We start from the raw sequence: 26,195 nt of genomic DNA on the forward strand, positions 1-26,195 counted from the left end.
ATCAAAGGGCTCAAACCGTGTTCCGTTCTATTGTGAGCTAACGCTTGTAATGAATTGGGGGAATGACGGCGAAGAGATGAAAACATGGGCTGGGACGCTCTACAATAACTCACATTGGTCGAGAATAATGATGAACTATCCGCTCTACTTCAGAGCGGGGATCACCTACTCAAGGCGGCCACATCTGCGAGGGTGGTTTCAGTTCTTGCCCAAGGGCTGCATTTTCAGCACCGATAGCCCGATTATTGTAGGCAAGTCTTTGGAGGAACTTCAGGTTGATGCCGGGATCTTAAATTCCAAGGTTTTTTCTTCCCTTCTCGGTCTTCTGATGGCGAGGGGTACATCTGGCGGGCAAACCCTCAAATATGAAACTGGTTACGTATCTTCAGTCCCAATTCCCAATCTTCGATCAGACGTGGTGGATCGCCTGAGGTTGCTGAGCAATGAAGGATTTGATCTGGCTCGGTCTCGTGAATCGCTAGACGAGTGTTCTCGTTACTTCAAATTGCCAGAGATACTTCTGCGCCGCATTGAAAGCGTCGCAGAACGCAGAACATTGGAGGCGCTTCTCGACGAGATCGATCAAATCGCGCTGACTGCTTATTCGCTAGATGGCCATGAGATCGAAACGATTAATGGAGCGGATCATCAAGAAACTGACCAGGAGCAAAATGAAGACGATGACGCTGACGTCATTCCAGAAGCGCTAGATCAGGTCGAACTCCTGACCGCTTGGGCGGTCGGCGTCGCGTTCGGTCGCTTTGACTGGCGTCTCGCGACGGGCGAGCGTGAGGCCCCGGCCAAGCCAGACCCGTTCGATCCGCTTCCGGCCCAGAGCCCGGGCATGCTACCGCGCGGGGTTGTGCCATTCCATAACCACGACGGTATCCTTGTGGACGATCAGGGCCATCTTCATGACCTACCTCGGCTAATCGAAGAAGTCCTCGCCTGCGTCCATACGGATGTGCCCAATGGCGTGCGACGCTGGTTGCAACGGGATTTCTTCCCCCTGCACTTGAAGCAATACAGCAAGAGCCGCCGCAAGGCCCCAATCTATTGGCCGATCTCGACCGCTTCGGGCAGCTACACGCTCTGGCTCCACTACCCGAGCCTGATCAGCCAGACGCTGTACACCGCCGTCAACGACTTGGTCGAGCCGAAGCTGGAGCAAGTCAGCCGCGAAACCGCCACGCTGCGCGACAAGGGCGCAGCCCGCTCGCGCGATGATGAGAAGGTGTTTGAGGCGCTTCAGACACTCGAGCTGGAACTGATCGAGCTGCGCGACACGCTTCTGCATATCGCCCCGACCTATCGGCCGAACCACGACGATGGTGTGCAGATTACCGCCGCCCCGCTTTGGCCGCTCTTTCGCTACAGGCCCTGGCAGAAGATCTTGAAGGACACCTGGGCCAAGCTGGAAAAGGGCGACTATGACTGGGCGCATCTGGCCATGGCCTATTGGCCAGACCGTGTGCGCGAGAAATGCAAGACTGACAAGTCGCTGGCCATCGCCCATGACCTCGAAACGCTCTATGTCGAACCGGCGTCAAAGCCCGCCAAGGTGCGCGGCAAAAAAGGAACGGACGCATGAGCGTTGCCGCTTTTATTCTCAATGAGGTTCTTCAACCACGGCTACAGAAGGCCGCGGTCTTGGCGGTCTACGATCCCGATCGCCGCTACCACGACCTTTGCCAATCGCTGGCCGACGGCGATACGGCATGGGTGGACGCCAGCGATAGCAGCATTTTGGCTCGCGAAAGCGCTATGTTGGCTCTCGCCGGTCTTGGGAAGCCCGGACAGCCGAAAAAACTTCTGATCTATATTCCTGCCAAACGCCCGGTGACCGATGAAGAGAAGCAAAAGCACCCCTACGCCGTCTATTCCGCCTGTGGCGCAGTTTTCCCCGACGGCGATGGCGATGGCTATGAGAGCCTTTGCCTGAAGGCCAAGCCCGACAACGCCACGGAAATCCGCCGGCTGTTCGCCGAAAACCCGTCGCCGCCGTTCGCCTTGATCGACAACGTTGGCGGCGGTCTTTCCTGGCCGACCTTGCGTACCTGCCTCCAGGCGGAATCCGCCCGCGAAATCCTCCTCGCCTTGCTGGCCCCGACTGAAAAGCAGACCGATGCCTTGAAAGCCAGCGAAGGCTGGCAGCCCGAGGCCAAGGCGCTGCTGGCCAAGGCTTTGGGCCTTAGACTGATGACCAAGGGCAAAACGCTGTCGCCCATCGCCGACGAGCTGTGGCGCTACCTGCTGTTCAGCGAATTCGCCTTCGACCTGCCTTCCGGCTTGCCGCCAGCCTTATCCAACGTGCCCAAGGCGCCCGCTGAGGCCAGAATTTTAATCGAGGATCTGTGCGACACCCTGCGTGGCAACATCGCGAGCCGAAGCGAATATATCGTGCGCGCCGAAAGCGTCGAAAGCGAACTCGACCTGCCTAAGGTCTGTTCTGGCCTCAATGATCTCGGCAAGCGTGACACATTCCCGTTCGAGGAGCGGACTTTTCTCGCCGAAGCGGCGAAGGCTCTTTGCGCCGAAGAGATAGACCGCGCCAAGCGGATCGTCGGCCGACACGGCGCTTCGGTCTGGATTGGCAAGGGCGAAAACCAGACGCACTGGGGGCTCATCGACGCTGGCCTCCGGCTTGCCGAGGCTTGCGACGACGCCGAACGTCAACTTGCCGAAAATGCCCGCAGCCTGGAGGCTTTGGTTGGCCATTATACGACCGCGCTTCAAGACGTCGATCGTCTGCAACGCGAGTTCGAGCAGGCGGTAGGTGATTACATCCCTGATGACAACACGCTGACTGGCGCCGTCGAATATGCCCGCAGGCGCTATGCTAAGCTGGCCGAAAAAGTTCAGACGCTGTTCGCCAAACATCTGGAGGCTACCGGCTGGCCTATTCAGGGCCGATTGTCCAACGGCGATCTGTTCGACAAGCTGGTCGAACCCGGGCTGAAGGAAAGCGGGCGCAAGGTCGCCTATATCATGGTGGACGCGCTTCGCTATGAGCTCGGCGTGACCCTGCACCGGCAGCTTGCTGACAACGAACAAGCTGAAATCCGCGCCGCCTGTGCGCTCCTGCCGACCGTCACGCCTGTCGGTATGGCCTCGCTGCTGCCGGGCGCCGCCGCCGGCCTGAGGCTGATGAAGGAAGGCGACGGCTTTGCCGTGGCTTTGGGCGGGGCCAAGCTGGCTTCTGTGACTAACCGGATGGACGTGATGCGCGTCCGCTATGGCGACAGGTTCGCCGAAGCCCAACTCGACACTTTCGTTAGGTCGAAAAGCAAAGTGGCACCGACGGTCGAATTGTTGGTGCTCCGCAGCGTCGATATTGACGGGCATTTGGAAAACACCCCGTCAGGAACGCTGACCACGCTCAATCTTATCCATCAATCCTTGAGATCCATACGCATTGCGGTCAACAAATTGAAGAGTGAGGGTTTTTCCGACGTGGTCATCGCCACCGACCATGGCTTCGTTTTGAATGCCCATGCCGAAGCGGGGGACGTTTGCGCCAAGCCCGCAGGCAACTGGCTGGTCGTCCACGACCGCGCCTTGCTCGGCGAGGGCGAAGGCGACAATGGCAATTTCGTGCTATCGGCCGAAAAGGCTGGCCTGCGTGGCGATTTCGGAAAACTGGGGGGGCCGCGCAGCATGGCACCCTATCGCCGCGGGCTGCTTTATTTCCATGGTGGCGCATCGTTGCAAGAGGCAGTCGTTCCCGTCATCACGATCAAGCTCAAGCAAGCGAGGCAGCCGCAAATGGCGGCGGCGAAAGTTACCCTCGCCTATAAGAACGGCGCGAAGCGGGTCACCACGCGCCTGCCGGTCGTCGATCTCTCCGTGGAGGGTGAAAACATGTTTTCGCTGGGCGAGACCTTCGAAATTTTACTCGAAGCCTATGGTAAGAAGGGCGAGATCATTGGCGAGGCGAAGCGCGGCGGCTACGTGGACGGCGCGACGGGGACCGTGACCCTTAAACCCGGTGAGAGAGTTCAGGTCACCATCAAGATGGCGTTGGAATTCGAAGGCAAGTTCACGCTGAAGGCGCTAAATCCCGTGACCCTGTCCCAATATGCCGCGATCGAGTTGGAGACTGATTATGCCGTCTGAATATGTCGAGGACGCTCTCGACGCCAAGTTGAACCAGGCCTTTGACGGAAAGGTCGTCCGCAAGGACCTGCTGCACCGGATCAAGAAGGGTACGAACGTGCCGACCTTCGTGCTGGAATTCCTGCTCGCGCGCTATTGCGCCAGTAATGAGCCGGCGGAAATCCAGGCGGGCCTGGAGGCGGTGCTCACGACCTTGCAGGAAAATTACGTCCGTCCCGACGAGGCCAACGCCGCGCAATCGCGCGTGGCGATCAAGGGCAAGCACAAGTTCATCGACAAGGTGCATGTGCGCTACGTGGAGAAGGAAAAGCGGCATTGGGCGTCGCTTGAAAACTTCGCATCGCAGCGCATCGCCATTGGCGAGAAGTTCTATCGCGACAATGACCGTCTGCTCGAAGGCGGCATCTGGGCCGAGGTCGTCATTGCTCACAACGATGTCGATGCCGACGCCTACGCCTTCTATGTCGAGGATTTGAGGCCGATCCAGCTCAGCCGCTTTGACTTCGCTTCCTATGGCGAGGCCAAGAAGGCGTTTAGCCGCGATGAATGGATCGACGTAGTGCTTCGTTCCGTCGGATTGGAGCCGACCAAGCTGAGCAAGCGGGTCAAGCTGCATTTCATCGCCAGGTTGGCTCCACTGGTCGAACCCAATTTCAATTTCATTGAGCTTGGCCCCCGTGGCACCGGCAAGTCCTATTTCTTCAGCGAGTTTTCACCCTATTCGACGCTGATCAGCGGCGGCCAGGCAACCAAGTCGGTGCTGTTCTACAACAACGCTCGGCGCAAGGTCGGCCTAGTCGGGTTCTGGGACACGGTCGCATTCGACGAGGTCGGCGGCATCAAGGTTAAGGATCCCGACACGATCCAGATCATGAAGGACTTCATGGCCAACGGCCGCTTTTCGCGCGGTGTCGAGGTCATTGCCGATGCGAGCATGGCCTTTGTCGGCAATATCGACATGTCGGTCGAGCAGATCGTCAACTCCACCGAATACGACCTGTTCCAGCCACTTCCCGACCAGTTCGACCTTGCGGTTATGGACCGTTTCGCCTGTTACCTTCCCGGCTGGGAAATGCCGAAGAATAGCAGCACCTTCCTCACAGATCGGTTCGGCCTCATCACCGATTTCCTTGCGGAGGCGTTTCACTATCAGCTCAAGCACAGCAATCGGTACGAAGAGGTTGGCAAACGGCTGAAGCTCGGCCCGGCCGTAGAGGGGCGTGACGAAAAGGGTATCAAGAAGACCCTTTGCGCGTTTTTGAAAATCTTGCATCCGGCGGATTCGCCCGATGATGCTGAATTCGACGAGTACGTGGCCTATGCCGTCGAGTGCCGGCGCCGCGTCAAGGAGCAAATGAACAAAAGGAAGCCCGACGACGAGTTCGCGAAGATCGGCCTGTCCTACATCGACAAGGACGGACGGGAGATTGTCGTGCATTGCCCGGAGAGCGCGAACGCCCCGGCGACATTGGAGCCCGCGCGTCGTCGCCTCAGAATGAGCCCGCAGTCCGGTGAACTCCCATCGGCACCGGACCAAGCATCCCCCATAGAAAAGCCTATCGAGGCACCCCCGTCTGATGAAATCCCCACGGTGATTTCATCGCCGGAACCAATCAGGCCGGTCGAACGGCACTACACGATCGGTTATGGCGACACCGGCCATTCTTACGATACGATCTTTGGCCCCTATCTGGGGGACGCCAAGTCGATCATCGTTGAGGATCCCTACATCCGCGCGCCCCATCAGATCACAAATTTCGTCCGATTCTGCGAGACGGTGCTCAAGGCGTCGTCCATTCAATCCATCACCTTGATCACGTCCTACGACCAGCAAACGGACATGGCCGACGTCCGGGATAAGCTCGACGAACTGAAACAGAGCTTGCTCGAACACGACGTGGCTTTGGATGTGAAGCTAAACGCCAACTTGCATGACCGTGAAGTGCGTCTCGACAATGGGTGGATCATCAAGATCGGCCGGGGCCTGGATTTCTATCAAAAGCCTGATGGCTGGTTCACAGTGGGAGCGACGGACCTGAGCCTGCGCCGATGTCTGGAAACGAAAGTGGATGTTTTCAGTGCGTGATAAATCCACCCGCGCGCGCGTTTGTTGCCAAAGTCGTGGGCATCGTTGATAGCAGCACTAAAACGAAAATGAATGTTTCGAAGCGCTGAGAGGCGGCTTGAAGCCGGCTGAGCGGCGGATGTTCGTTCCCGGAGATGCGGAGCAACTCAACGGACCGTCCAATCAGCTTACATGAACATGGGGGTATAATGTCGGGATTCTCTATTGATCTTGCCGCTGATCGGATTGTCGACTCGCGGACGCGCGCGTATTTCGAAGAAGTGGCCCGCTCATTCTCGAACGAGTGCTACCGGAGCAGCCTCGTAATGCTCTGGACGGTGGTCGTCTGCGACCTCGTCTACAAGCTACAAACGCTTCGAGATCTTTATGGCGATACATCTGCCGGCAAGCTACTGACGGATGTAGAAACCAAACGCACCGCTAGCCCGAATAGCCCGGATTGGGAGATTTATTTACTGGATGAGGTCGCCAAGCGCACCAAGATGATTGAGGCGTCGGATCACATCCAACTCCAAAATCTTCAGAAGCTGCGGCACCTTTCGGCACACCCGGTGCTGGCGACGGGCGACCTCTTGTTTCGTCCGACGAAGGAGATCGCTCGTGCACAGATTCGCCTAGCGTTAGAGGCGCTGCTTCTCAAGCCGGCTCTGTTTTCGAAGCGCATCATCGACACACTGGTGGAGGATATTGCTGCAAATAAAGCTGTTCTCATTTCGCGCGAAAAGTTGAAGGCTTATCTTGAGGCGCGATATCTTCCAAATATGCCGAGAGCGATCGAGCTCGAGCTATTTCGTGTGCTTTGGAAATTTTGCTTTAGGCTGAACAATCCCGACGCACAGGCAAACCGTAAGATCAACGCAGATACGCTCGCAATTCTCTGCAATCGTAATGCTGTTGCAATTCGGGATATGCTCGACAACGAGCGAACGACCTTCAGCAATGTTGGCCCCGATTCCGAGCCGCTCGACGCACTGATAGACTTTCTAATTAATCATGCTAAACTGTACGGTTCGCTAGATCTCGCCGCCCAGATTCTAGTTGAGGGGCGGTTGGCCGCCGACATCAACAATCGTGCCAAGGCTTGGTTCAAGGCGCCTAATATGACCGCGCATCTCGATGCGCTGCACGCCGAGCCCTCAAACGAATTGGCTAAGATGGACGATGGCGTTTGGTCGCAATTACTGACGGACGCGGTATCGCACGGCGCGGTCGAAAGCGCGTTGCGGATGGCTGTAAAAATCTATGGAGAAAGCGGTAGTTACGATGCCGCCGACTTGCGCTTTGCCCGTTTTGTTGAGACGGCCTTGCCGCTTTTCACGGTTGCGACCATGACCGAACTTCTCAAGGCGATTGAGGACAACAGTCAAACCTACGGGCGTGGTCGCTCAAAGTCGGATCATCGAAAGGTCAAGGGCGTGGCCGATGAGCTGAAGATTGATACCGTCCCGTACAAAGAATTCACAAACTCGCTCTGAAGCCACCCGCCCTTGCAGTCCGCAGTTGCGGTTAGCCTAGGACTGCGTTCTCCGAGCGCTTGGTCTCTTCCAGGGCTTCAGCACAACCGGATGACCGCGAGAGCCGGTCCGGCTCAAGCGGAGAACGAGTTGCCAAGAGCATGAACTGCTCACCGTGGGCACCGGCGGCCCACCCAGTGGTACGTGTCGCCACGGCGGCACTCGATCAACCATTGCACACCGTCAAGGCCAATTCTGTCGTCGGTGGCACCGAGGGACCAAAAATCAGCGATCTAGCTTCGGCAGTTACGGAGAATCCATCGATTGGTTGCGCTAGGCCGTGATGCTTCTGTTGCGAGCCGAATGGTTCATTTAGCAGGAAAATCGGCAGCACAGCGAAGACCCGCGAAGTCGGCTAGGCCGCGCTCCATACCGCTTCAGCGCGGCAATTCAGTAGAGTAAGCAATCTTCTTCAGGGCGTTGTTAGCGTCGCCACCCCTCTGATAAGAGCCGAGCAGCTCACCTGTGTCGAGAATCTCGTTGATGCGAAACAGCGTCCGCCGCTTGTCCTTGCCGATCTCTATACGAAACGTGCGACCATTGCGGCGGCAGTAGAGCCTGCCGGAGGTATCCATGCTAGTCCAGCCAACATCGGCGCCCATCAAAAATCGCCGCCTACCTTCAGCTGCTCGTCTTCACGAAGCCTGCGATTGGCCTCATCTCGCTCCTGTCTCAGACGGGCTTCCTCGTCCTCGATGTGCTCTCGAATAGCGCCGATAATCGCGATGAACTCCGTCCCCTGTTCTTTTCATGAGTGGAAAGGGTTAGGCAGCCCTCTTTGAGTTCGTCGCTGGGATAGGGGGCGCACGGTTCCTCCCATAAAGCCCGCAACCGCTGGCTGAAGGGTGAGGGGCGGGCCTGGCAAAAGGTCTAGATGCCTTTGCAGATCGTCTTCGGGGATCCAACAGGATGACGCTGCCTTGGCGACATCCTCGCGAGCCCCTTCCCACTTGGTCCAGACCGAGGCAGCTTGATCAACCGCCCCGACAATTTCCTTGGGCAATTTCTGGAGCTGATGAGGGTTCCTGATATCCCCCGGCGACGGGCTTTTTAAGTAATCGACCAGTCTCGACAGCACCGCATGGATATGATCGGCTCCATCGTCAACTTCGAGAGCACTGCACACATGCGGTCGTTTTCCATCCCCGTTATCTCCTTGCTTGTTGCTGCTCAGCCGAAGGCGACTATTCAACAGCGCATGAAAGACTGGCCCGTCTTTGGCAGCCGAACCTTCCTGCAAGGCCGCCCGATTGTCTTGCCCTGCGGCTTGGCCGATCAGCGCGCTTCTGCAGCATGGTGGGCTATACCAAAAACCCGGCGCTACCTTCTCTCGAAAGATCGTTGTTTTTCAGAGCACCATCACCAAAGAGCGCGCGATACGGAAAACACTTGATTACGGTATGTGTCCTCGCCATAATGCTCCTTCCACGAAGCGGGGGCCGCAATGAAGCGCGTCGGTATCTATCTGAGAGTTTCAACCAATGGCCAGACCACAGAAAACCAACGCCGGGAGCTAGAGGCGGTTGCGGCTCGTTCCGGCTGGCAAGTAATCGGGATCTATGAGGACGCTGGCATCAGCGGCGCGAAGGGCCGTGATCACCGTCCGAGCTTCGATCGGTTGCTGAGAGACGCCACGACGCGTAAGATTAACATGATTGCTGCTTGGTCGGTCGACCGGCTTGGACGCAGCCTCCAAGACTTGGTCGGCTTCTTGACGGAGCTGCAAGCGCTGGGCTGCCATTTGTATCTGCATCAGCAGGCCCTCGACACAAGCACCCCGTCCGGACGCGCCATGTTCCAAATGTGCGGTGTTTTCGCTGAGTTCGAACGAGCCATGATCCGGGAACGGGTCAACGCAGGTCTTGCGCGGGCGAAAGAGCAAGGCACAAAGCTTGGTCGACCTCCGATCAAGTCGTCAATTGAAAGTCGCATCCGTGAACTTCGCACTGAGGGCATGGGAATCCTCAAGATCGGACGAACCCTCGGAATAGGCACGTCTGTCGTGCAGCGTGTAATTGCTCCAGCCCAGAAGCCTGACGGGTCGTGATGCAAACGATTTTGTCTCGCTCGGCGGATGAGCGCGCTTTCGATTCTATTTGGTCACCCGTGAAGATGCCGCCATGCCGCAGACGCGAAAGACTGATCACGCGTTGCCACGATGCGCAAAGCTTGTATTCTCGCCGTATGATCCGCCTCGCGTGTGAGGACGGTCGAGGCACTCAAAGAATGAGGGCAGGCGCACGTGACTCGCGGAAACGCCATAATCGTTGCCATCCAAGACTATGAGCAACATCCGCAGCGGGAGGAAGTAGCAGTTGCTGCTTCTGCGCTGGCACAGGCGCTCACCGAGCATGGAATCCCGACCGTCCGATCTGGCGGCACATCGCAAGAATTGCAAAAAAACATTCTCTCCTGGTTGCGCGATGCCGGTCACGAAGACCGGCTGTTCCTCTATTGGTCGAGCCATGGGGGACGCGAAGCAGACGGCTTCTATCTGATTACCCAAGAGTCGCCGACACATAATCTTAATACCGACAATGCCATCGATCCGAGGTCAATTGCCAAAGGCGCGGCAAACTCAAACGCGAAAAGAGTTCTTATCATTTTCGATGCCTGCTTCTCCGGCGAGGCCATCGCCGATATGGGGAAGACAATTTCGAGGATACTAAGCGCCCAAGCTCCCAGCGCCGGGAGCAGGCGAGGGATTGCGGTGCTCGCCTCGGCTCACGCGCTGCAATTTGCCCAGGGAGGACTCTTCAGCAATTTGTTGAAGGATTTGCTGACGGATAGACGTATCGCCCGTAGGTGGTCCGATGAGGATCGCTTCATCGACTATGATCGACTTGTTGCCTCCCTTTCTGATGAAATCGAGAGGCGCGGAATCATTCAAGATTTCGTTCCTTCGGCCATTGGATCGACGATCGAGTTGCTTCCAAACCCGTTGCATCGCCCCGGTCAGGCAGCTGAGGTTGTCGAGGAGCGGACATGGCGTCTGGTGCAGTCGAGTGGTGCTGCTCACTTCGATCTCGCTGCCCGCGGGATCGAGGTAGGCGCGAGCGGATGGTACTTCGCTGGCCGGCGCCGATTGTTACGGGAGTTAATAGCATGGCTCGAGAGCGCGCAGCACGGCGTCAGGATTGTTACCGGCGCGCCAGGAAGCGGAAAGTCGGCGGTGATGGGCCGGCTAGCAACGCTGTCTGATCCGGACTACCGCAATGCCGCGCTGCGGGCGGGTGTGATACCTTTAATCGACAATGGGACCATTCCGCCGGAGCGCATTATTGACGTAGCAATTCATGCCAAGGGGAAGACGCTCGACAATTGCGCGCGTGATCTAGCAAAGAATTTCGGGCTGTCGACCGCGGGCGAGGCCGCTATCGATATCGACGCTGTAGTGGCGGCAGTCGGAACCATCCCTCGTCGCCTAACTATCATGATTGATGGGTTGGATGAGGCAGCGAGCGGACACGGGTACGTCATCGCTGAGCGCCTGATTGTCCCCTTAGCTAATCAGGATCGGGTACGGGTTCTGGTTGGTAGTCGCCGTACTGTTGACGGCTCAATCGTTCCGCAGGGGCAGGAGCGTCATAGCCGACTTCGCGCGGTGTTCGGAACGGATGTGCCTATTGACGATCTTGAGGATGAGCAAGAGACCCACGAGGATATCGCCGAATACGTTAGGCTGCGTCTTGCGGCATCGGCTAAGCATCGCGATGATACCCCCGGAATCGAGGCGGCAGCTGAGCGGGTGGCGGATCGTGCGGACGGCGTATTTCTGTATGCCCGAATTGTGTCACGGACGCTACAGGACCTGGACCGCTTGGACGGTGAGCTGCCCACGACGGCGCTCGCGGCGTTTGCGAATGATATACGGACGCGATTTGAGACGAACGAGCAATTGGTCGATGACTTGCTTGCAGCGTTGGCGTGGGGCGAAGGCAAGGGGCTGACGCGGCGAACGTGGCCGCAAGTTGCTGAAGCACTTACGAGGCATCGCGGAATAGTCGACATGCTGGCGGGACGCAAATGGCCGCGGTTCGCCGACTTTTGGTCACGACGCGGCCGATCCTACGAAGACGATCACGTAGCGTGGATTCTAGGAAACGCCGGCTGGCACATTATCGAAGCTGGCGAAGATGGGCAGGCGGTTTACCGATTAGCCCATCAGGCGCTCGCCGATTACTACCGCGACCGACTTGACATGCAGAAGGCACAAAGCTGGATTACCGCGGCGCTGACCAACGGCATCGCTGGTGCGGCTTGGCTAGATTGCGACCGCTACATTTGGAGGCATCTTGCTGACCATGCCGTGCAGGCCGATCGCCTCGATGCGCTTGTCCGGGACCCTTGCTATCTCGCGGTAGCCGATCCAACGCGGCTGGTGGCGATTTTGCCGCGGGTCGAGGAGAAACGAGCGCGAGGGTTCGCCGGCATTTACAATCGAGTGGCGGACCGATTGGTTGGACAATCACCGCTTGATCGTCTTCCCTTGATCCATATGACTGCACTGATGGAGGCACCCGCTCTGGCATCCGCGTTCGTGCCACCGCTTCCGACGCGCTGGTTATGTCGGTGGGTGCGGGGGGCACAGCCCTCCACGCCGCATCGAGTTATTGGCCGGCATTCGAGCAATGTGAACGCGATCGCGATCGACATGGGTGAGGAGCGCGAGCTCGTTGTGTCGGGAAATGATGACGGAACGCTGCGCTTTTGGGATGGGCGCACTGGGACGCCGCTCGGGCAGCCGCTTAGGGGGCACACGGACCGGATTAAGGCAGTCGCTTTCGGGCTGGTCGACGGCCGCCCTATTGTGGTGTCGGGGGGCTCGGACGAGACGCTTCGATTGTGGGATGCACGCAGCGGGACGCCGATTGGCGAGCCGCTGAGGGGGCATAGAGGCTCGGTCTTCACCGTAGCATTTGCCACGGTTGGAAGTAGCCCGGTGATCGCATCGGGAAGCTACGACGAGACTATTCGGCTATGGGATGCGCGAACCGGGACGCCGATCGGGCAACCACTTGAGGGACATGCGAACTCCGTCACCGCACTCGCGTTTGGTGAGGTCGACGGTCGCGCCGTCTTGATTTCGGGAAGTGACGATCAAACGATCCGAATCTGGGATGCTCATGGCCGGGTGACGATCGGCCAGTCACCCAAAGATCTCATGGGGCGAGTTACTTCAGTCGCGTTTGGGATCATCGAGAAGCGCGCAGTGGTCGTATGTGGAAGTGGGGATCGAACTATTCGACTCTTGGATGCGCGCACCGCGATGCCAATTGGTCCATCGCTGGAGGGTCATACGGGTGCGGTCACCGCCGTCGCGCTTGGTGCAGGAGGCGACGTGGCTTCGGGAAGTGACGATAAGACGGCTCGGCTGTGGTCCGGGCGCGACGGTCAGTCCGTAGGCCGGCCGCTTGAGGGACACACTGCTTCGGTTGCTGCGGTGGCCCTTAGCGGCACGCGCTTCTTGACCGCGGGCGATAGAACCATTCGGCTCTGGGAGTTGCAGTCGGAAGAATCTTTCAAGAACGTGCCTGCCGGACATGAGGACCAGATAACGTCAGTAGTGGTTGCCGTGGTCGATGCCCGTGCGATCGTCATCTCGGGAAGTTGGGATCAGACCATCCGGCTTTGGGATGCGTGCACCGGCGAGCCGATCGGCCTGTTTCAAAATAGGGGGCGTGTTATCGCCGTGGCGCATGGTGTGGTCGATGGCCGCGCGGTCGTGGTTTCGGCAAGCTCAGATCTGGTTAGGCTTTGGGACGTGCGCACTGGGTCGGCGCTCGGCGAGCCGTTTTGCGGACATTCTGGCGCGGTTACCGCGGTGGCGCTTGGCTCGATCGATGGCCGTGCGGTCGTGGTGTCTGGAAGCGCGGACAAGTCTGTTTGCCTGTGGGATGTAAACACCGAGCTTGCAAATCAGCGGCAGCGTGAGAGCTCAACGTCCCCCCGCTCGCCAATCCAAAAGCGGCTTATAAGGCACACTGGCGGGGTTACCTCGGTGGCGCTTGGCGCGGTCGAGGACCGAGTTCTAGTCGTCTCCGGAAGTCGAGATAAAACCGTCCGGTTGTGGGATGCGCGCACCGGAGCGGCGATAGGACGGCCGCTTGAGGGACACGAGGGCGCGGTCACTGCTGTGGCGCTTGGCGCGGTCGACGACTGCGCGATTATCGCATCGGGAGGTCGTGATCACACCATTCGGCTGTGGGATGCGCGCACCGGAACGGCAATCGGAAAGCCGCTCGAGGGACACACTAGCGACGTCACCTCAATAAGCTTCTGCGTGGTCCAGGGCCGCACGATCTTGATGTCGGCAAGCGAGGATGGGACCATTCGACACTGGAATACACGGACCCATATCGGCGAAGTAGTAGCGAGTCTGGGGGGGCCTATAAGAGCCATTTATCGGTGTGACGCGGGACTCGCGGTGGGCATGGAGAGAGCTCTTCTATGCTTTGATTTCCAGCGTGAAGCGGAATCCTGAACGGAGAGCCAAATGGCACAACCGCAGCCAATGCGTGACGTCGTTGTCATCGTGCCGGGCATTCTCGGATCTACGCTTGTCAAGGACGGTCGGGAAATCTGGGGTGCGCCCGGTAAGTCTGTCATCGCTAATCTTGTGAACTTTGGGAGTGCGCTCAAAGAGTTAAAGCTCGACCCCGGAATCGGTCACGAAGATCCCATCGACGGTGTCAGCGCGCCCCGCATGCTACCACGCCTTGGGATGATCCCGCGCTTTTGGAAGGTCGATGGATATGGACGATTGAGCGAGCATCTTCGGAGCCGCTTCTCGTTGACGCCATCGACTGACAACGAACCAGGAAACCTGGTCGAGTTTCCCTATGATTGGCGGTTATCCAACCAGCTAAACGGCAAGCGGCTTGCCGACGTTGCTTTTCCGCATTTGGAGCGCTGGCAACGTTTCACGCAAAACAAAGATGCGAAGCTAGTTCTTGTTTGCCATTCAATGGGTGGACTCGTCGCGCGCTGGTTTCTCGAAATGCTTGGCGGTCGCGATGTCACGCGCAAGCTAATCACTATCGGCACACCTTATCGAGGCTCGGTCAATGCGCTCGATGCCATCGGGAACGGAATGTTCCTCGGATTTGGCCGGCTAGGTATTGCTGTTGATGAACTTGTTCGCAGTTTCCCCTCTGTTTACCAGCTATTGCCGACCTATCAATGCCTCGATCTCGGTGATGGCCAATTGCGCGACTTGAATGGCGTGGATTTGTCCGATGTGGCCAGTGTCAACATCCGCGAGGGGTTGGCTTTTCATGCACGAATGATCGAAGCTGTTGGGGAAAGTCCACCTTACCAGACATTCGCGATTAAGGGAGTTGATCAGCCGACAGCTCAATCGGCCCTCGTTCGCGGTGGAAGAGTGGAGCCAATGCGCAGCCATAAAGGGATGGACTACGCCGGCGACGGCACTGTGCCGCGGCCATCATCGCATCCTCCCGAGTGGCAGGACGATTCTGCGTCGGTTTTCGTGTCTCAGATGCACACGATGCTGCAGTCGACCGACTCGATTTTGACCCAGCTCTTTGGAATTCTCACCTATCAATTAGGAAGGTTTATGGGCGGAGCGCGGATCGGCGTCGATATCCCTGAGCTGGTGCCGCTAGGCAGTCCCGTGCGAATCGAAGCATCTTCTAAGGATGGCGATCAATCGCTACCACTTCTTGTAGTCTGCGAAGGCGAAGAAGGACACACAACGGTAAGTCCGACTCTAATGCGCCCCACTGTAGATGGTCGATATAGTGCAACAATTAACGGATTGGCCGAGGGTGCTTGGCGCATTACGGTTCGATCCGCGACACCGAAGCGACCGGTTGAACCGGTCTCAGATTGGATCTTGGTTTGGAACCCGGGGAATGCGCCGTGAGATCGGAGGCACTCATTGTCGCGCAACCCTCTTGTGAACAATGGGAAAAATTGCCGCGGGCCGCTAAAGCGGCACGTGCGCTGGCCGACTCTTTGAAAAGTAGCGGCTACACGGTGGCCCATCCTGATCTGCTCGATGGTGGTGACAAGCAAATTGTTGAACGAGCGCTCGCAGATTGGTTTGAAAACGTTCCTACTGACGCTCGTCTCATCCTGTTCTGGACGGGACACGGGACGTCGGACAGCGCACATTATCTGATTTGTCGTAATTCACCACGTGCAGGGCTAACCGGTTTCAACGCAATCGAGGCAGGCAGCCTCGGTCCCGTTATCGCCAACTGCAAGGCAGAGAAAATTCTTGTGATTTTGGATACCTGCTATTCGGGGCAGGGGGCCGCGGAGATTGCCTCGGCATTCTCAAGAGTCCTCGCGATCCGTTCGCCGCTGCCGGGACAAGAGCGCGCAATAGCGGTGATTGCATCCTCACATCCGCTCGAAAGGGCACAAGAAGGAATCTTCTGCAAGGCGGTGAGATCCGTTCTGTTTGAAGCCGAAGCACCGCGCTTGTGGTCTGGCGAAGATGCATTCATTCATTCCGAGTTTCTTGCCAGGGCCGTAGGCAAATTGCTTCTGGGCGATCTGAGCGGGCCCCACTACAGAGCGGACGGTGTTGGTCAAGACTTTATCCCCAACCCTCTATATCGGCCTGGTTTGGTCGCGGAGGTCGTTGAGGAGCGAGCTTGGCGTCTTAAGCAATCGGGCGGCGCTGAGCACTTCGATCTAGCCGCGCGCGGAATCGAGGTGGGAACGAGCGGGTGGTATTTTGCTGGTCGGCGCCGGTTATTAAGCGAACTGATCACTTGGCTTGAGGGCGCGCAGCATGGCGTCAGGATAGTAACCGGTCCGCCAGGGAGCGGGAAGTCGGCGGTGATGGGGCGGGTGGCGACGCTGTCCGATCCGGAGTACCGCGCGGCGGCCACACAGGCGGGTGTCTTGCCTAAGCTGGCTGACGGTACGGTCCCGCCGGAGGGCATCATTGACGTCGCAATACACGCCAAGGGTAAGACGATCGGCGATTGTGCACGCGCTGTGGCGCAGGCGCTAGCGCTTTCGGCCGGTAATCAGGTCACCATCGACGTCGAAGCCCTGGTAGCAGCGGTCGGCGGGCTCAATCGTCGTGTGACGATTATGATCGACGGACTGGATGAGGCGACCGGCGACCAAGGACGGGGCATTGCCACGCGCCTGATCGTCCCGCTGGGCCGGCTGACGCTGGTGCGGGTTCTGGTCGGCAGTCGGCGTAGCCTTGACGGTGCGGTGGTGCCGGCGGGCGAAGAGCGTCACGGCCGGCTTCGTGCCGTGTTCGGGTCTGATGTGCGCATTGACGATCTCGAAGACGAGCGGGAGACCCAAACGGACATTGCCGATTATGTGAGGCTTCGGCTCGCCGCTTCCCCCAAGCACCGCAACGACCCAGTTGGGATCGCGGCTGTGGCCGAGCGGGTGGCCGAGCGGGCAGACGGTGTCTTCCTCTATGCCCGGATTGTATCCCGGACGCTCCAGGAGCTGGAACGGCTGGATGGGACCCTTCCTGCGACGGCGCTAGAGGCTTTTGCGCATGACTTACAAGCCCGCTTCGGCTCGGAGCAGCAGCGGGTCGACGATCTGCTTGCGGCGTTGGCATGGGGCGAGGGTAAGGGGTTGACACGGCGGGTATGGCCACCGGTCGCCAACGCATTGGCCAACCTTTCTTACAATGACGATGACGTGCAATGGGTGCTGGACCATGCTGGCTGGCACATCATCGAGACGGGAGAAGACGGCCAGGCCGTCTATCGCCTGGGACATCAGGCGCTGGCGGATCACTATCGCGGGCGCCATGAAGCAGGTGAGGCTCAGGGGCGGATCGTCGCGGCGCTCACTGATAAGATCGCAGGCGCCGCTTGGCTTGATGCCGACCGCTACCTCTGGAGACACCTTGCTGCCCATGCGGAAATGGCCAGTTGCCTGGAAGTCCTAATCCGCGATCCTGGCTATCTGGCCGTGGCCGATCCATTGCGACTTGTAACGAAGATTTCGAGCATACGCGACGAGAAGCTGCGGAGGTTTGCAGACGTTTACAATCGTGTGGTGGATCGGCTGATCGGGCGACCTCCACTTGAGCGATTTGCGCTCGTTCATTTGACGGCAAAGATGGAAGCGCCCGACTTAGCGTCGGTGCTGGAGCCATCGGTCTCGTCCCGTTGGCGGTGCCGTTGGGCGCGAGTGCAATCATCCACTCCCTACCGGATCATCGGGAGGCATTCCAAGGCCATAACCGCGATCGCGTTCGGCACTGTCGACGGCCGGGCGATTGTGGTTTCGGGAGGGGAAGACGACTACGTCCGCCTATGGGATTCGCGCTCCGGGGAGCCGATTGGCCGCCCGCTTGAGGGGCACGCGAGCTGGATCACGGCCCTATCACTTGGGGAAATCGACAGGCGGACGGTCGTGGCGTCAGGAAGTGAGGATCGAACTGTTCGGCTATGGGACGCGCGTACGGGCGAGCCGATTGGCCAAACGCTCGCGGGACACACCGGCGCCGTCAACGGGGTTGCTTTTGGAGAAATCGACGGTCGCGCAATCGTAGTGTCGGGCAGCAGCGATATGACTATTCGGCTGTGGGACGGACGCACGGGAGTGCCGATCGCCGAACCGATTGAGGAACACTTAGGCGCGGTTACAGCGGTCGCAGTTGGAGTCGTCGATGGACGTACTGTCGTAGTTTCTGGAAGTAGCGATCAAACGGTCCGACTTTGGGATGCACGCACCGGAGAGTCAATCGGCCGACCGATTAGGGGGCACACAGCCGCGGTCACCGCGGTGGCAGTCAAGGCAGTCGATGGGCGCACTGTTGTGGTTTCGGGAAGTAACGATCAAACGGTCCGACTTTGGGACGCACGCACCGGAAAGTCAATTGGCCGACCAATTGAGGGGCACACAGGCGCGGTTTCCGCGGTCGCAGTTGAGACAGTCGATGGACGTACTGTTGTGGTTTCGGGAAGTAACGATCAAACGCTCCGGCTTTGGGACGGGCGCTCAGGTGAGCCGATCGGTCGGGCGCTGGTGGGACACGAACGCCAAGTTAATACCGTCGCGCTTCGAGTGGTTGAGGGCCGATTGATCGTAGCGTCGGGAAGCGGCGATAGGACCATTCGGCTTTGGGATACACGAGCAGAGGAGTCAGGGGGCGAGCGACTTGGGCGACACAATAGCGCAGTCTGCGCGATAGCCCACGAGCGCGTTGACGGCCGTGCGATCGTAATGTCTGGAAGCTTGGATCGACTTGTTTTGTGGGATGCGCGTACAGGTGATCCGTTCGTGAGCGAGCACCTAACCGCTATTCGGACGATCGCGCTTGGCGCATTCGATGGCCGCCCGGTGGTCGCTTGCGGAAAAGAGGGGGGGATAGTTCAACTCTCGGACGCGCTTACGAGAAATTTCACGACATTTGTGGGGCACGTTGCCCGTACCTCCGCGATAGCTCTAGGGGTCATCAATGATCGTCCGCTTGTAGTTTTCGCCGATTACACGACCATTCGGATGTGCGATGGGCGTACCTACTCGCAGATGGGTAGGGCTAGAGCGACAGGTATCTGCACCATCGCGCTCGCCGAAATCCAAGGGCGACCCGTCGTAGTGGCAGGGAGTGTGGAGGGGACGATTTGGTTATGGGATGTGCACAAAAAGAGGAAGTCGTTCGCTCGGCGATTTAGGGGGCACAAGAGCAGGGTCAATACAGTCACCCTTGGTGAGATCGACGACCGGTTGGTCGTTGTGTCAGGAAGTCGGGACGGGACCGTTCGGTTGTGGGATCCGCGTACCGGAGAGTTGATCGGCCAGCCGCTAGTCGGGCACGCAGGCCCAGTTACTGCAGTGTTGCTCAGCGAGAAAGACGGTCGCCGGCTAGTAATGTCGGGAAGCCATGATGGCACCATCCGACTGTGGGATGCACGGACACATATTGAGCTGCTTGCAATAGATTTAGGGATCGCGGTGACTTCGATTGCACATGACCCTGCCGGCGGCGTTTTTGCTGGCACTCACCGGGGGCTGCTCAGCCTGGAATTGGGATTTATCCCCTTCCCGGACCCTACGGAATTTGTGGCGCGAACCAAAGAGTTAGTGACCGATGGCGGTTCAATACGCGCCGCAGATCCGTTCGAAGACATCGAGCCGCAGTTCGCCCACGCCTGGATCAATATGGAATTCGGAGGCTCAACCGAATTTGTGAAGTCGAAGGTTTGGGCTGCACCTTCCGATCCAAGAGTCCATGTTCGCGTCGGGTCCTTGATCGTTGGGATGCTTCTTTTTCTTATTGTAGATTCCTTGGTTGGGCTCATGGCTCGCTATCTCTTCGGCTTCGATGTGTGGACAGGGCCATGGTACCTCTACTAGAGGTTAGCCTGTCGATCGGCTCCTAAAGCTAGCCGAATGACAGAGCTGACGACGACAACGTTTCCGTCCTTGGGAAAAAGTTCAGTGGATTGGGTCCGCTCACCTCCTCGGTCATGTCGTCGCTTCGGCTCAGGTCAGCAGGGATACGTGGTGTGAGAGATCGGCGAGGGCCAGCTCATCCTTCATGCCATCACTGAGGCCGTAATCACCGAAGGCTCAACTTCGCCGATGGGGGTGACACATGTGAGAATCGTCCGGGTGCTCAGGTTCTCGCCTCAAATGGACGTTTTCCGGCCTCGCCCAGTTTCGAGTGGGCGATGGATCATTGTGATCTTTGTCTTCTTGCGACGACGGCCTTGGTGAAGCGTCAACTCGTCCTTTGGCGCCGCTAGCGGACGTTGGTCTTCAAGCTTGTGACCGGCCCTATCAAGCAGGGCACTCAGTACTGGCTAGGGAGATTACCTTCGTGTAGTTGAGAGAGTTACCATGAACATTGCCGATCTGTGATCTGCTCAAGGCACTATGGTGAATGTCGCAGCGGATGACGACACGACTTCAGTTATATGAGATGTTGTGGTCAACGCCTCTTGGCGAGCTCGCAACGCAGCTCTCGGTTTCGTCGCCGACACTGAAAAACACTTGTACCAAATTCGACATCCCGGTCCCGCCGAGAGGCCACTGGGCCAAGCTCCAGGCCGGCAAGCCCACCGCTAGGGTGATGCTGCCGGCACGCGCGCCGGGGATGAGCGACGAAATCCATCTCGGCACACGGTGCTATTGGCAGAGGTCGCTGACAGACGACGAGCTATTGGCTCCATTGCCCGACCGGCCTGAGTTTTCGGAAGACATTGTGCTGGTCCGCGATCGGATCCGGAAGGTCATCGGGACGCTCAAGGTTGGCAAGATGCTGACCTTGAAGCATCCGATCGTCGCCAAACTTCTCGGCCAAGACGAGGCGCGCCGCGAGAAGCAAAGGACAGCCGCCTATACTTTTTCCTGGGACAAGCCGATCTTCGATACCCCGTTCGAACAACGGCGACTTCGGCTGCTGAACGCGCTGTTCCTGGCCGTGGCACGGTGCGGCGGCAAGCCTGAGGTGAGGGGACACGAAGCCCGGGAAATCACTATCACCGTCCATCAGACCGCAGTCTTCCTCACGCTCGACAGGCCGAAGGTGACGCGGCGGGGGACCGGACAGAGTCCTCATCCGACCGGGGGCAAATCCGATCCGCTACGGTTTGCCATCGTCGAAGGTTATCAGCGCGAGGTGGAGCGCGCGGCCTGGCTGGATACCGAAGATTCCCCGCTTGAGCGCATGATGGCAGAAATCGCGGTCGAGATCGTCGCTGCAGCCGAGCTCAAGTATCGGGAAGGCTGCGTGCGGCAATTCGAATGGCGGGTAAAGCGTAAGGCCGAGCGCGAAGAGGAGATAAGACAGCACAAGATCGAACTTGAACGGCAGGAGCGGGAGCGCCAGCAACGACTGGAGCAAGCGCGAATTGACCGCCTCTTGGACGAAGCCGCGACCCTACGGCGGGCCACCGACATCCGCGTCTATGTCCATGAGGTCAGACAGGCAGCCGGCGGAGAGGGGGTGAATACGCCGGCGGAGGAGGTCGAGCGCTGGGCGCAATGGGCGCTTGCCGAGGCAGATCGCATTGATCCCGTCAGGAACGGCCGGTTTCTCGAGGCGCCCGACCGTAGCTTTTACCTCGACGGTTCGGAAGACGGATTTCGCCTGAGCGAGGGCGACAGCGACGTATAATCGTGGGGTAAGATGTGGGGATCCGCGAGCCGCAATCGAAATAATATAGTGGACTATTATGCAGCGTCGCGGCGGACAGCCCTGGATACGTAGGCTGCGATAAACGGATACATTACTCTCTTCGTGCGTGACACTCCCCAGGGGACACAGCCCTTCCATTAGTGGCTACCGCCGAAGGGTGTAATTAACCTCTATGTTATTGAGCGACTTCCTATCCGCCGAACAGCCCGTCGTTCGGCAACGCCTTTTGTCCTTTGCTCGGCCGCAAGGGTGCACCGGCGTGGTTTGCGAGCAGCTCGCGCAAACTCGGCGGCTGGTAAAAGCCGAGCAAGCCTTGACCGCTCGTATCAACGCGGGATATTGACCGCGGCAAGGTCCGTTTTTCGCATCCGGGGATAACCATCTGGAGTCCGGCCGGAGTGCGCTCGACGTCGGACATATTGCCTCTCCGCGTTGACACTGAAGAGAAGTATCGCATGCGGGGCGGCATTCAATACCCCGTCCAATGTAACCCCCAAAGAAATTGAGCGAGCAGGCAACGCTCGCGCCGCGACTTAGGACCCATCCTCAATCGGGCCCGTGAAACGGATGACACGATTGAACAACCGCGGGGTGTCTCCGCGCGTCGCAGTCCAGATGACCACATGAAATCGAGCCAACTACTGAAATCGATCGAGAAATCAGTGCCGGGGGCTGGGACTTCATGCGGGCCGGTAGAACACACCGCAGCATAAAAAGAGAATGCCCGCCGCATGGGTGTCTCGCGGAACGAGCCCGGCACCCGGGAAGCAACGTGGGCCAATCCGATGTTGCACCTCGACTTCACGACCGCGGACGTTGCAAGCTGATGTTTCCGATAACAGCTTGTGCAGTATCGGAAACCTCGATTTTCTCGACGCGAATGAGCTGCGTACCACCGTTGCGGAGGCGGCGCATCGCCTCGACCTGAGTCGCAAACGCCCGCAACAGCCGAGCGCTGGCTGCTGCCATCAGAGCCACATGACGGTCGCCGCCGAAGGCGCCCCCCGCCCTGCTCAAGACCGCCATCGCAACTGCATGGGTGCAGGCCATCTGAATCGCGAGCGCCGCTTCGATCTCGTTCGTCGGCTCCGTCGCCTCGATGAAGGCGAGCGCGGCGTTGACGCTCATCTCCGAGATGCCGCCCGAGGGCAGACGCGAGGCGTTTTGGATCTGCATCAACGTCGCGTTCACGAAATCGCTCGAGGTGGTCCCCAAGGCGGCCTTGAGCCGTTCCCACCAGCGTTTTGCGTCGCCATCCGGCGGGTAAGGCTTCGCAATATCGGAGTTAATCCGCCGCAGCTTCACGCGCGTCCTCCGGTCCGAGCGTTTTGAGATGGGGACCGCCGCCACCGCAGGTACGTCGTCGCTCATTCGTCGACCGCCTTGGTATAAAGCTCGACCATCTCTTTCGCCCACTGACGTTCCTGAACGGCTTCGCAGGTCCAGAAGCCGTGCCTGAAGTTGCCGTTCTTTTCGCCGCGTGGTGCGCCAGGGCTCAGTCCGCCATGGATACGGCACCGCGTCCGCCCTCGTACCGCCGGACACTGGCAGGGTGTGCCTGCACGACTTTGTGCTCCGCAGCGGGGCGCGGCACGCAAATTCGAGAGTCGTCTCAGTGTCTCTTCATTCATGGGCGTCTCACTGCGTCTTGGTTCATGGGGTTGTCCTTCGGCTGCCTCCTGCCCCCTCCATGCGAGCACGCAGGATCTGAGGCTAGACAGGTGCCACACCGCAACACGCCCGATTTTGCGGGGATTTTTGCCCAACCAGAGCCGCCACAAGAGTCGCCGTGTGGCGGTTTGACCGGACCATAAAATCCAATGAAAAAGGCTCTTGTGGCGCTGTGGCGGCTTACTCCTCCGGTGCGGGCAGATAGCGTTCAAAAGCGTCCGCGAACTGGGACAGGTGGTAGCCCTTCGGCGTTGTTTCGCCGATACGAATTGTGCCCGGAGAGATCTTGTAGGCGGACAGCAGCTTGGCCAGCCCGTTCTGCGAAATCGGCGCACCGTTTTTGTACTCTGCCCAAGGGCGACCTTCCATGACGGCGAGCGCCGCGACGATATCCGCCGAGGGGAGCCGGTCCACATCCCGCTTGTTGAAGATGGACCGGACGTCTGTCAGCAGCATCAGCTGGAGAGAATCGTCGCTGACGTGGTCAGCGGCTACCGCGAGCGCCGCGCCTCGCGCGCGTTCGGGCCATCCGCCGCCAACAGCATCGGCGATGGCCAGCAGGGGACGCCAATTATCCGCGGCGCGGTTGTGGATCCCGGGCGGCATTTCGGGGTCTGCCCCCTCGACGAGCTTAAAGTCGTCCATTGCCCAGCGGACGGCCCGGCGGGCAAGCTCGTCAAGGTGAGCGGTACGGTCGAACCGAAATCCTTCGATCTTTTCGTCTGAGCGACGGCGCCGCAATTCGATCGTCACCGAACGGTCGGCGAGGGTCGCCGGCAGTTGTCCGATCATGGCGATGGCGCAAGCCGAGTAGGTGCCGAAAGCCCGCGGCTCCAGGTCATCCCCGACGATCCGGACCACCGAGCCGTTCTGGCGGTGCCCCGAATTGAGAATGCCCCGCAGCTCGTCGTTGTCCTTCAAGAAGGTATCGGCCTCATCGATGAGCAATGTCGGCTGGTGCATTTCAAGGATGCGAAAGGTGGCCGCGACACTGATGTTGGCTGACAGCAGCGGACGCAGAACCAGGCGCGAGAGAACGTCGAGCAGGGTTGTCTTGCCGCATCCCTTCTCGGGAGAGACGATCGCGAGCCGGGGCGAGACGCCGAAATGGCCCACCAGATAGCTGTGCAACACCCAAAGTGCAGCGCTATCCGCGGCATAGTCTGACATGACGACGTGCTGCCGGACACCGGCCCGAATGTCGTCGAGGAGCTTGGATCCATCGACTGCTTCGGGCCACGGGTCGGGCTCGGAGAAGCCAAAGGCACGGCCCTGCTTTCGTCCGCCGGCGTCGCCATCGCGCTCGGCTTTGACCATATCGTCCAGAGCGGAGGCACGAATGTTCAGGCGCTTTGACGCGTCTTTGCGTTCGACCTCGTAGTCCCGCTTGCTCAGGTTAGTGAGTCTGCGAATTTCCTCATCAATATCCGGCTTCGGCTCAGCATCCTTGTGCGGAACGGTCGACGCCACGGCTAACACATCCCGCTGCGGCGGGAACGGCAAGATTGTCACCTTGCCGTGGAGGCGCTGATCAGGCGGCGGAATCTCGGCCTTCATCGGATCGCCTCCTGCCAGACATCGTTGAGGTCGCCGCCGACCTGCGGCCAAACAACAAGGGTCTCGCGTCCCGCGTCGGTCCAACGCTTGGCGCATGCGGTCGCGGCGCGATAATTCGCGCCAGCGTCGTCGACTTCGCCGAGGATAGTGATGGTCTCGATGCCAGTCAGAACGGGGAAGGCCGAAATGGCATTCGACGAGCCGAAGGCCCATACCGGCCGGAAGCCGGCAAGCCGGGCGGCAAGAGCGCTTTCGATGCCTTCGCCGATGTGCAATCCAAGCGTCACGTGTTCGTCGGCATCGAGCTTGATGGCTGCACCGCGCGCACGGCCGAGCATCTTGCGGCCGAGCTTGCGCCCTGTCTCGTCAAGGAACGTGCGGTGGATCCCGCAGGGCTCGTTGGAATGGTTGTCGCGCAAGAGAGCCAGCATGCCACCGGCCGATCCGACCTTGGTCTTCAGCGTGGGGTGAAATCGGATGACCTCATTGGCGATGTCGTCGGAGATCGTGAGTCCGCGCGCGGCCAGATAAGTGGTCACCACCGTCCCGCGGGGATCACATGCTTCGTTCCACAGCTTCAGCGCAACCGCGGAGCGGCGATCCGCGTCACGGTTCAGCTTACGGGAGTAGAGCGATTTTGAGAGGTGAGGCCGGCGGGTCAGTTGACCGCCGCGGACACCTATTGCAGACCGTACATAATCCCGGCACTCCATGGGAGGATCGCCGGCAAAGGAGTGGACGATGAAGCCGTCGGGCGCGGTCGGATCGATCAGGATCGAGAGGGAGCGGTCCGCCGCGCTGTGACCAGGGCCGGGCGCAAGCACATTCAGACCATGAACATCGCCGCCCAGCCGGTGGGCCAGCTCGTCCAGAGTGAGGTTCATTTCGAACCGCCAAGCACCGGCAGGCGACGCAGCCAGTCTTCTGCGTCATCAACTGCAATAATGGTGCGTGTGCCGATCTTGCGAGCGCGAAGGTGCCCCGCCTTGAGTTCATCATAGGCCTTCGTGCGACAAAGGCCGTAGCGCTCACAGAATTGAGCAATGCTCATCGCTCTTTGATGAGCGTACTGCTCTTGTTCGCGCTCAGAAATCTCCTTCGAATTGTCCATTGCGACCTCGCCTGATCCGCCGAGATGCCG

Annotated in this window: 17 protein-coding genes; 10 read left to right on the top strand and 7 right to left on the bottom strand. The window is 59.1% G+C overall.

Translation table 11 applies throughout. The features are described from left to right. Nucleotides 1-130 precede the first annotated feature (130 nt). The 4 genes from RAD16_RS02440 to RAD16_RS02455 all read left to right on the top strand — a co-directional run bounded on the left by RAD16_RS02440 (nucleotide 131) and on the right by RAD16_RS02455 (nucleotide 7,677). Nucleotides 131-1,591, top strand: a complete 1,461-nt coding sequence (locus tag RAD16_RS02440; protein WP_458156286.1) for a hypothetical protein — start codon at nucleotides 131-133, stop codon at nucleotides 1,589-1,591. Beyond that, nucleotides 1,588-4,116 carry a PglZ domain-containing protein gene (locus tag RAD16_RS02445; RefSeq protein ID WP_458156287.1) on the top strand — a complete coding sequence of 843 codons (2,529 nt, stop codon included), beginning with the start codon at nucleotides 1,588-1,590 and terminating at the stop codon, nucleotides 4,114-4,116. Before RAD16_RS02440 ends, RAD16_RS02445 begins: the two co-directional genes overlap by 4 nt. Further along, nucleotides 4,106-6,202 carry a BREX system Lon protease-like protein BrxL gene (brxL, locus tag RAD16_RS02450; RefSeq protein WP_458156288.1) on the top strand — a complete coding sequence of 699 codons (2,097 nt, stop codon included), beginning with the start codon at nucleotides 4,106-4,108 and terminating at the stop codon, nucleotides 6,200-6,202. Before RAD16_RS02445 ends, brxL begins: the two co-directional genes overlap by 11 nt. Nucleotides 6,203-6,390: 188 nt before the next feature. Then, nucleotides 6,391-7,677 (top strand): hypothetical protein, encoded by a 1,287-nt coding sequence (locus RAD16_RS02455; RefSeq protein WP_458156289.1) that lies wholly within the window; start codon nucleotides 6,391-6,393, stop codon nucleotides 7,675-7,677. A 416-nt stretch (nucleotides 7,678-8,093) separates the two neighbouring features. Here RAD16_RS02455 and RAD16_RS02460 read toward each other — a convergent pair whose 3' ends face one another. Then, entirely contained in the window at nucleotides 8,094-8,318 is a 225-nt protein-coding gene (locus tag RAD16_RS02460; protein WP_458156290.1) for a hypothetical protein, read from the bottom strand. Between the two features lie 479 nt (nucleotides 8,319-8,797). Here RAD16_RS02460 and RAD16_RS02465 point away from each other — a divergent pair, with 479 nt between their 5' ends. From RAD16_RS02465 to RAD16_RS02490, 6 genes are all read left to right on the top strand, one after another. Then, complete coding sequence (locus RAD16_RS02465; RefSeq protein ID WP_458156291.1) at nucleotides 8,798-9,109, top strand: hypothetical protein; 312 nt, start codon at nucleotides 8,798-8,800, stop codon at nucleotides 9,107-9,109. A gap of 51 nt (nucleotides 9,110-9,160) precedes the next feature. Next, a complete protein-coding gene (locus tag RAD16_RS02470; protein ID WP_458156292.1) occupies nucleotides 9,161-9,763 on the top strand; it encodes a recombinase family protein in 603 nt (200 codons plus the stop codon). Nucleotides 9,764-9,958: 195 nt separating this feature from the next. Next, nucleotides 9,959-14,200 carry a caspase family protein gene (locus tag RAD16_RS02475; protein ID WP_458156293.1) on the top strand — a complete coding sequence of 1,414 codons (4,242 nt, stop codon included), beginning with the start codon at nucleotides 9,959-9,961 and terminating at the stop codon, nucleotides 14,198-14,200. 12 nt (nucleotides 14,201-14,212) lie between these two features. After that, on the top strand, nucleotides 14,213-15,604 hold the full coding sequence (locus tag RAD16_RS02480; protein ID WP_458156294.1) for an esterase/lipase family protein: 1,392 nt from the start codon (nucleotides 14,213-14,215) through the stop codon (nucleotides 15,602-15,604). Further along, complete coding sequence (locus RAD16_RS02485) at nucleotides 15,601-20,040, top strand: hypothetical protein (protein WP_458156295.1); 4,440 nt, start codon at nucleotides 15,601-15,603, stop codon at nucleotides 20,038-20,040. The genes RAD16_RS02480 and RAD16_RS02485 overlap by 4 nt, the downstream gene beginning before the upstream one ends. Nucleotides 20,041-20,569: 529 nt before the next feature. Next, nucleotides 20,570-21,805 (top strand): hypothetical protein, encoded by a 1,236-nt coding sequence (locus RAD16_RS02490; protein ID WP_458156296.1) that lies wholly within the window; start codon nucleotides 20,570-20,572, stop codon nucleotides 21,803-21,805. 211 nt (nucleotides 21,806-22,016) lie between these two features. Here the strand turns inward: RAD16_RS02490 and RAD16_RS02495 are convergent, their stop codons facing one another. The 6 genes from RAD16_RS02495 to RAD16_RS02520 all read right to left on the bottom strand — a co-directional run bounded on the left by RAD16_RS02495 (nucleotide 22,017) and on the right by RAD16_RS02520 (nucleotide 26,165). Further along, nucleotides 22,017-22,244 carry a hypothetical protein gene (locus RAD16_RS02495; protein WP_458156297.1) on the bottom strand — a complete coding sequence of 76 codons (228 nt, stop codon included), beginning with the start codon at nucleotides 22,242-22,244 and terminating at the stop codon, nucleotides 22,017-22,019. A gap of 383 nt (nucleotides 22,245-22,627) precedes the next feature. Further along, nucleotides 22,628-23,197: a hypothetical protein gene (locus tag RAD16_RS02500; RefSeq protein WP_458156298.1), complete on the bottom strand. Its 570-nt coding sequence runs from the start codon at nucleotides 23,195-23,197 to the stop codon at nucleotides 22,628-22,630. Continuing rightward, entirely contained in the window at nucleotides 23,194-23,457 is a 264-nt protein-coding gene (locus RAD16_RS02505) for an HGGxSTG domain-containing protein (RefSeq protein WP_458156299.1), read from the bottom strand. The genes RAD16_RS02500 and RAD16_RS02505 overlap by 4 nt, the downstream gene beginning before the upstream one ends. 220 nt (nucleotides 23,458-23,677) lie before the next feature. Next, nucleotides 23,678-25,054 (bottom strand): DUF3631 domain-containing protein, encoded by a 1,377-nt coding sequence (locus RAD16_RS02510; RefSeq protein WP_458156300.1) that lies wholly within the window; start codon nucleotides 25,052-25,054, stop codon nucleotides 23,678-23,680. Next, nucleotides 25,051-25,938, bottom strand: coding sequence for a DUF7146 domain-containing protein (locus RAD16_RS02515; protein ID WP_458156301.1), 888 nt, complete (start codon nucleotides 25,936-25,938; stop codon nucleotides 25,051-25,053). The genes RAD16_RS02510 and RAD16_RS02515 overlap by 4 nt, the downstream gene beginning before the upstream one ends. Continuing rightward, nucleotides 25,935-26,165, bottom strand: a complete 231-nt coding sequence (locus tag RAD16_RS02520) for a helix-turn-helix domain-containing protein (RefSeq protein WP_458156302.1) — start codon at nucleotides 26,163-26,165, stop codon at nucleotides 25,935-25,937. Before RAD16_RS02520 ends, RAD16_RS02515 begins: the two co-directional genes overlap by 4 nt. Nucleotides 26,166-26,195: the final 30 nt, after the last annotated feature.

The organism is Bradyrhizobium sp. 18BD, assembly GCF_054185225.1.

Coding starts and splice junctions, on each gene's coding strand:
- RAD16_RS02440 (WP_458156286.1), top strand. CDS start 131: ATGAACTATCCGCTCTACTTCAGAGCGGGGATCACCTACTCAAGGCGG.
- RAD16_RS02445 (WP_458156287.1), top strand. CDS start 1,588: ATGAGCGTTGCCGCTTTTATTCTCAATGAGGTTCTTCAACCACGGCTA.
- brxL (WP_458156288.1), top strand. CDS start 4,106: ATGCCGTCTGAATATGTCGAGGACGCTCTCGACGCCAAGTTGAACCAG.
- RAD16_RS02455 (WP_458156289.1), top strand. CDS start 6,391: ATGTCGGGATTCTCTATTGATCTTGCCGCTGATCGGATTGTCGACTCG.
- RAD16_RS02460 (WP_458156290.1), bottom strand. CDS start 8,318: ATGGGCGCCGATGTTGGCTGGACTAGCATGGATACCTCCGGCAGGCTC.
- RAD16_RS02465 (WP_458156291.1), top strand. CDS start 8,798: ATGGATATGATCGGCTCCATCGTCAACTTCGAGAGCACTGCACACATG.
- RAD16_RS02470 (WP_458156292.1), top strand. CDS start 9,161: ATGAAGCGCGTCGGTATCTATCTGAGAGTTTCAACCAATGGCCAGACC.
- RAD16_RS02480 (WP_458156294.1), top strand. CDS start 14,213: ATGGCACAACCGCAGCCAATGCGTGACGTCGTTGTCATCGTGCCGGGC.
- RAD16_RS02490 (WP_458156296.1), top strand. CDS start 20,570: ATGTCGCAGCGGATGACGACACGACTTCAGTTATATGAGATGTTGTGG.
- RAD16_RS02495 (WP_458156297.1), bottom strand. CDS start 22,244: ATGTCCGACGTCGAGCGCACTCCGGCCGGACTCCAGATGGTTATCCCC.
- RAD16_RS02500 (WP_458156298.1), bottom strand. CDS start 23,197: ATGAGCGACGACGTACCTGCGGTGGCGGCGGTCCCCATCTCAAAACGC.
- RAD16_RS02505 (WP_458156299.1), bottom strand. CDS start 23,457: ATGAATGAAGAGACACTGAGACGACTCTCGAATTTGCGTGCCGCGCCC.
- RAD16_RS02510 (WP_458156300.1), bottom strand. CDS start 25,054: ATGAAGGCCGAGATTCCGCCGCCTGATCAGCGCCTCCACGGCAAGGTG.
- RAD16_RS02515 (WP_458156301.1), bottom strand. CDS start 25,938: ATGAACCTCACTCTGGACGAGCTGGCCCACCGGCTGGGCGGCGATGTT.
- RAD16_RS02520 (WP_458156302.1), bottom strand. CDS start 26,165: ATGGACAATTCGAAGGAGATTTCTGAGCGCGAACAAGAGCAGTACGCT.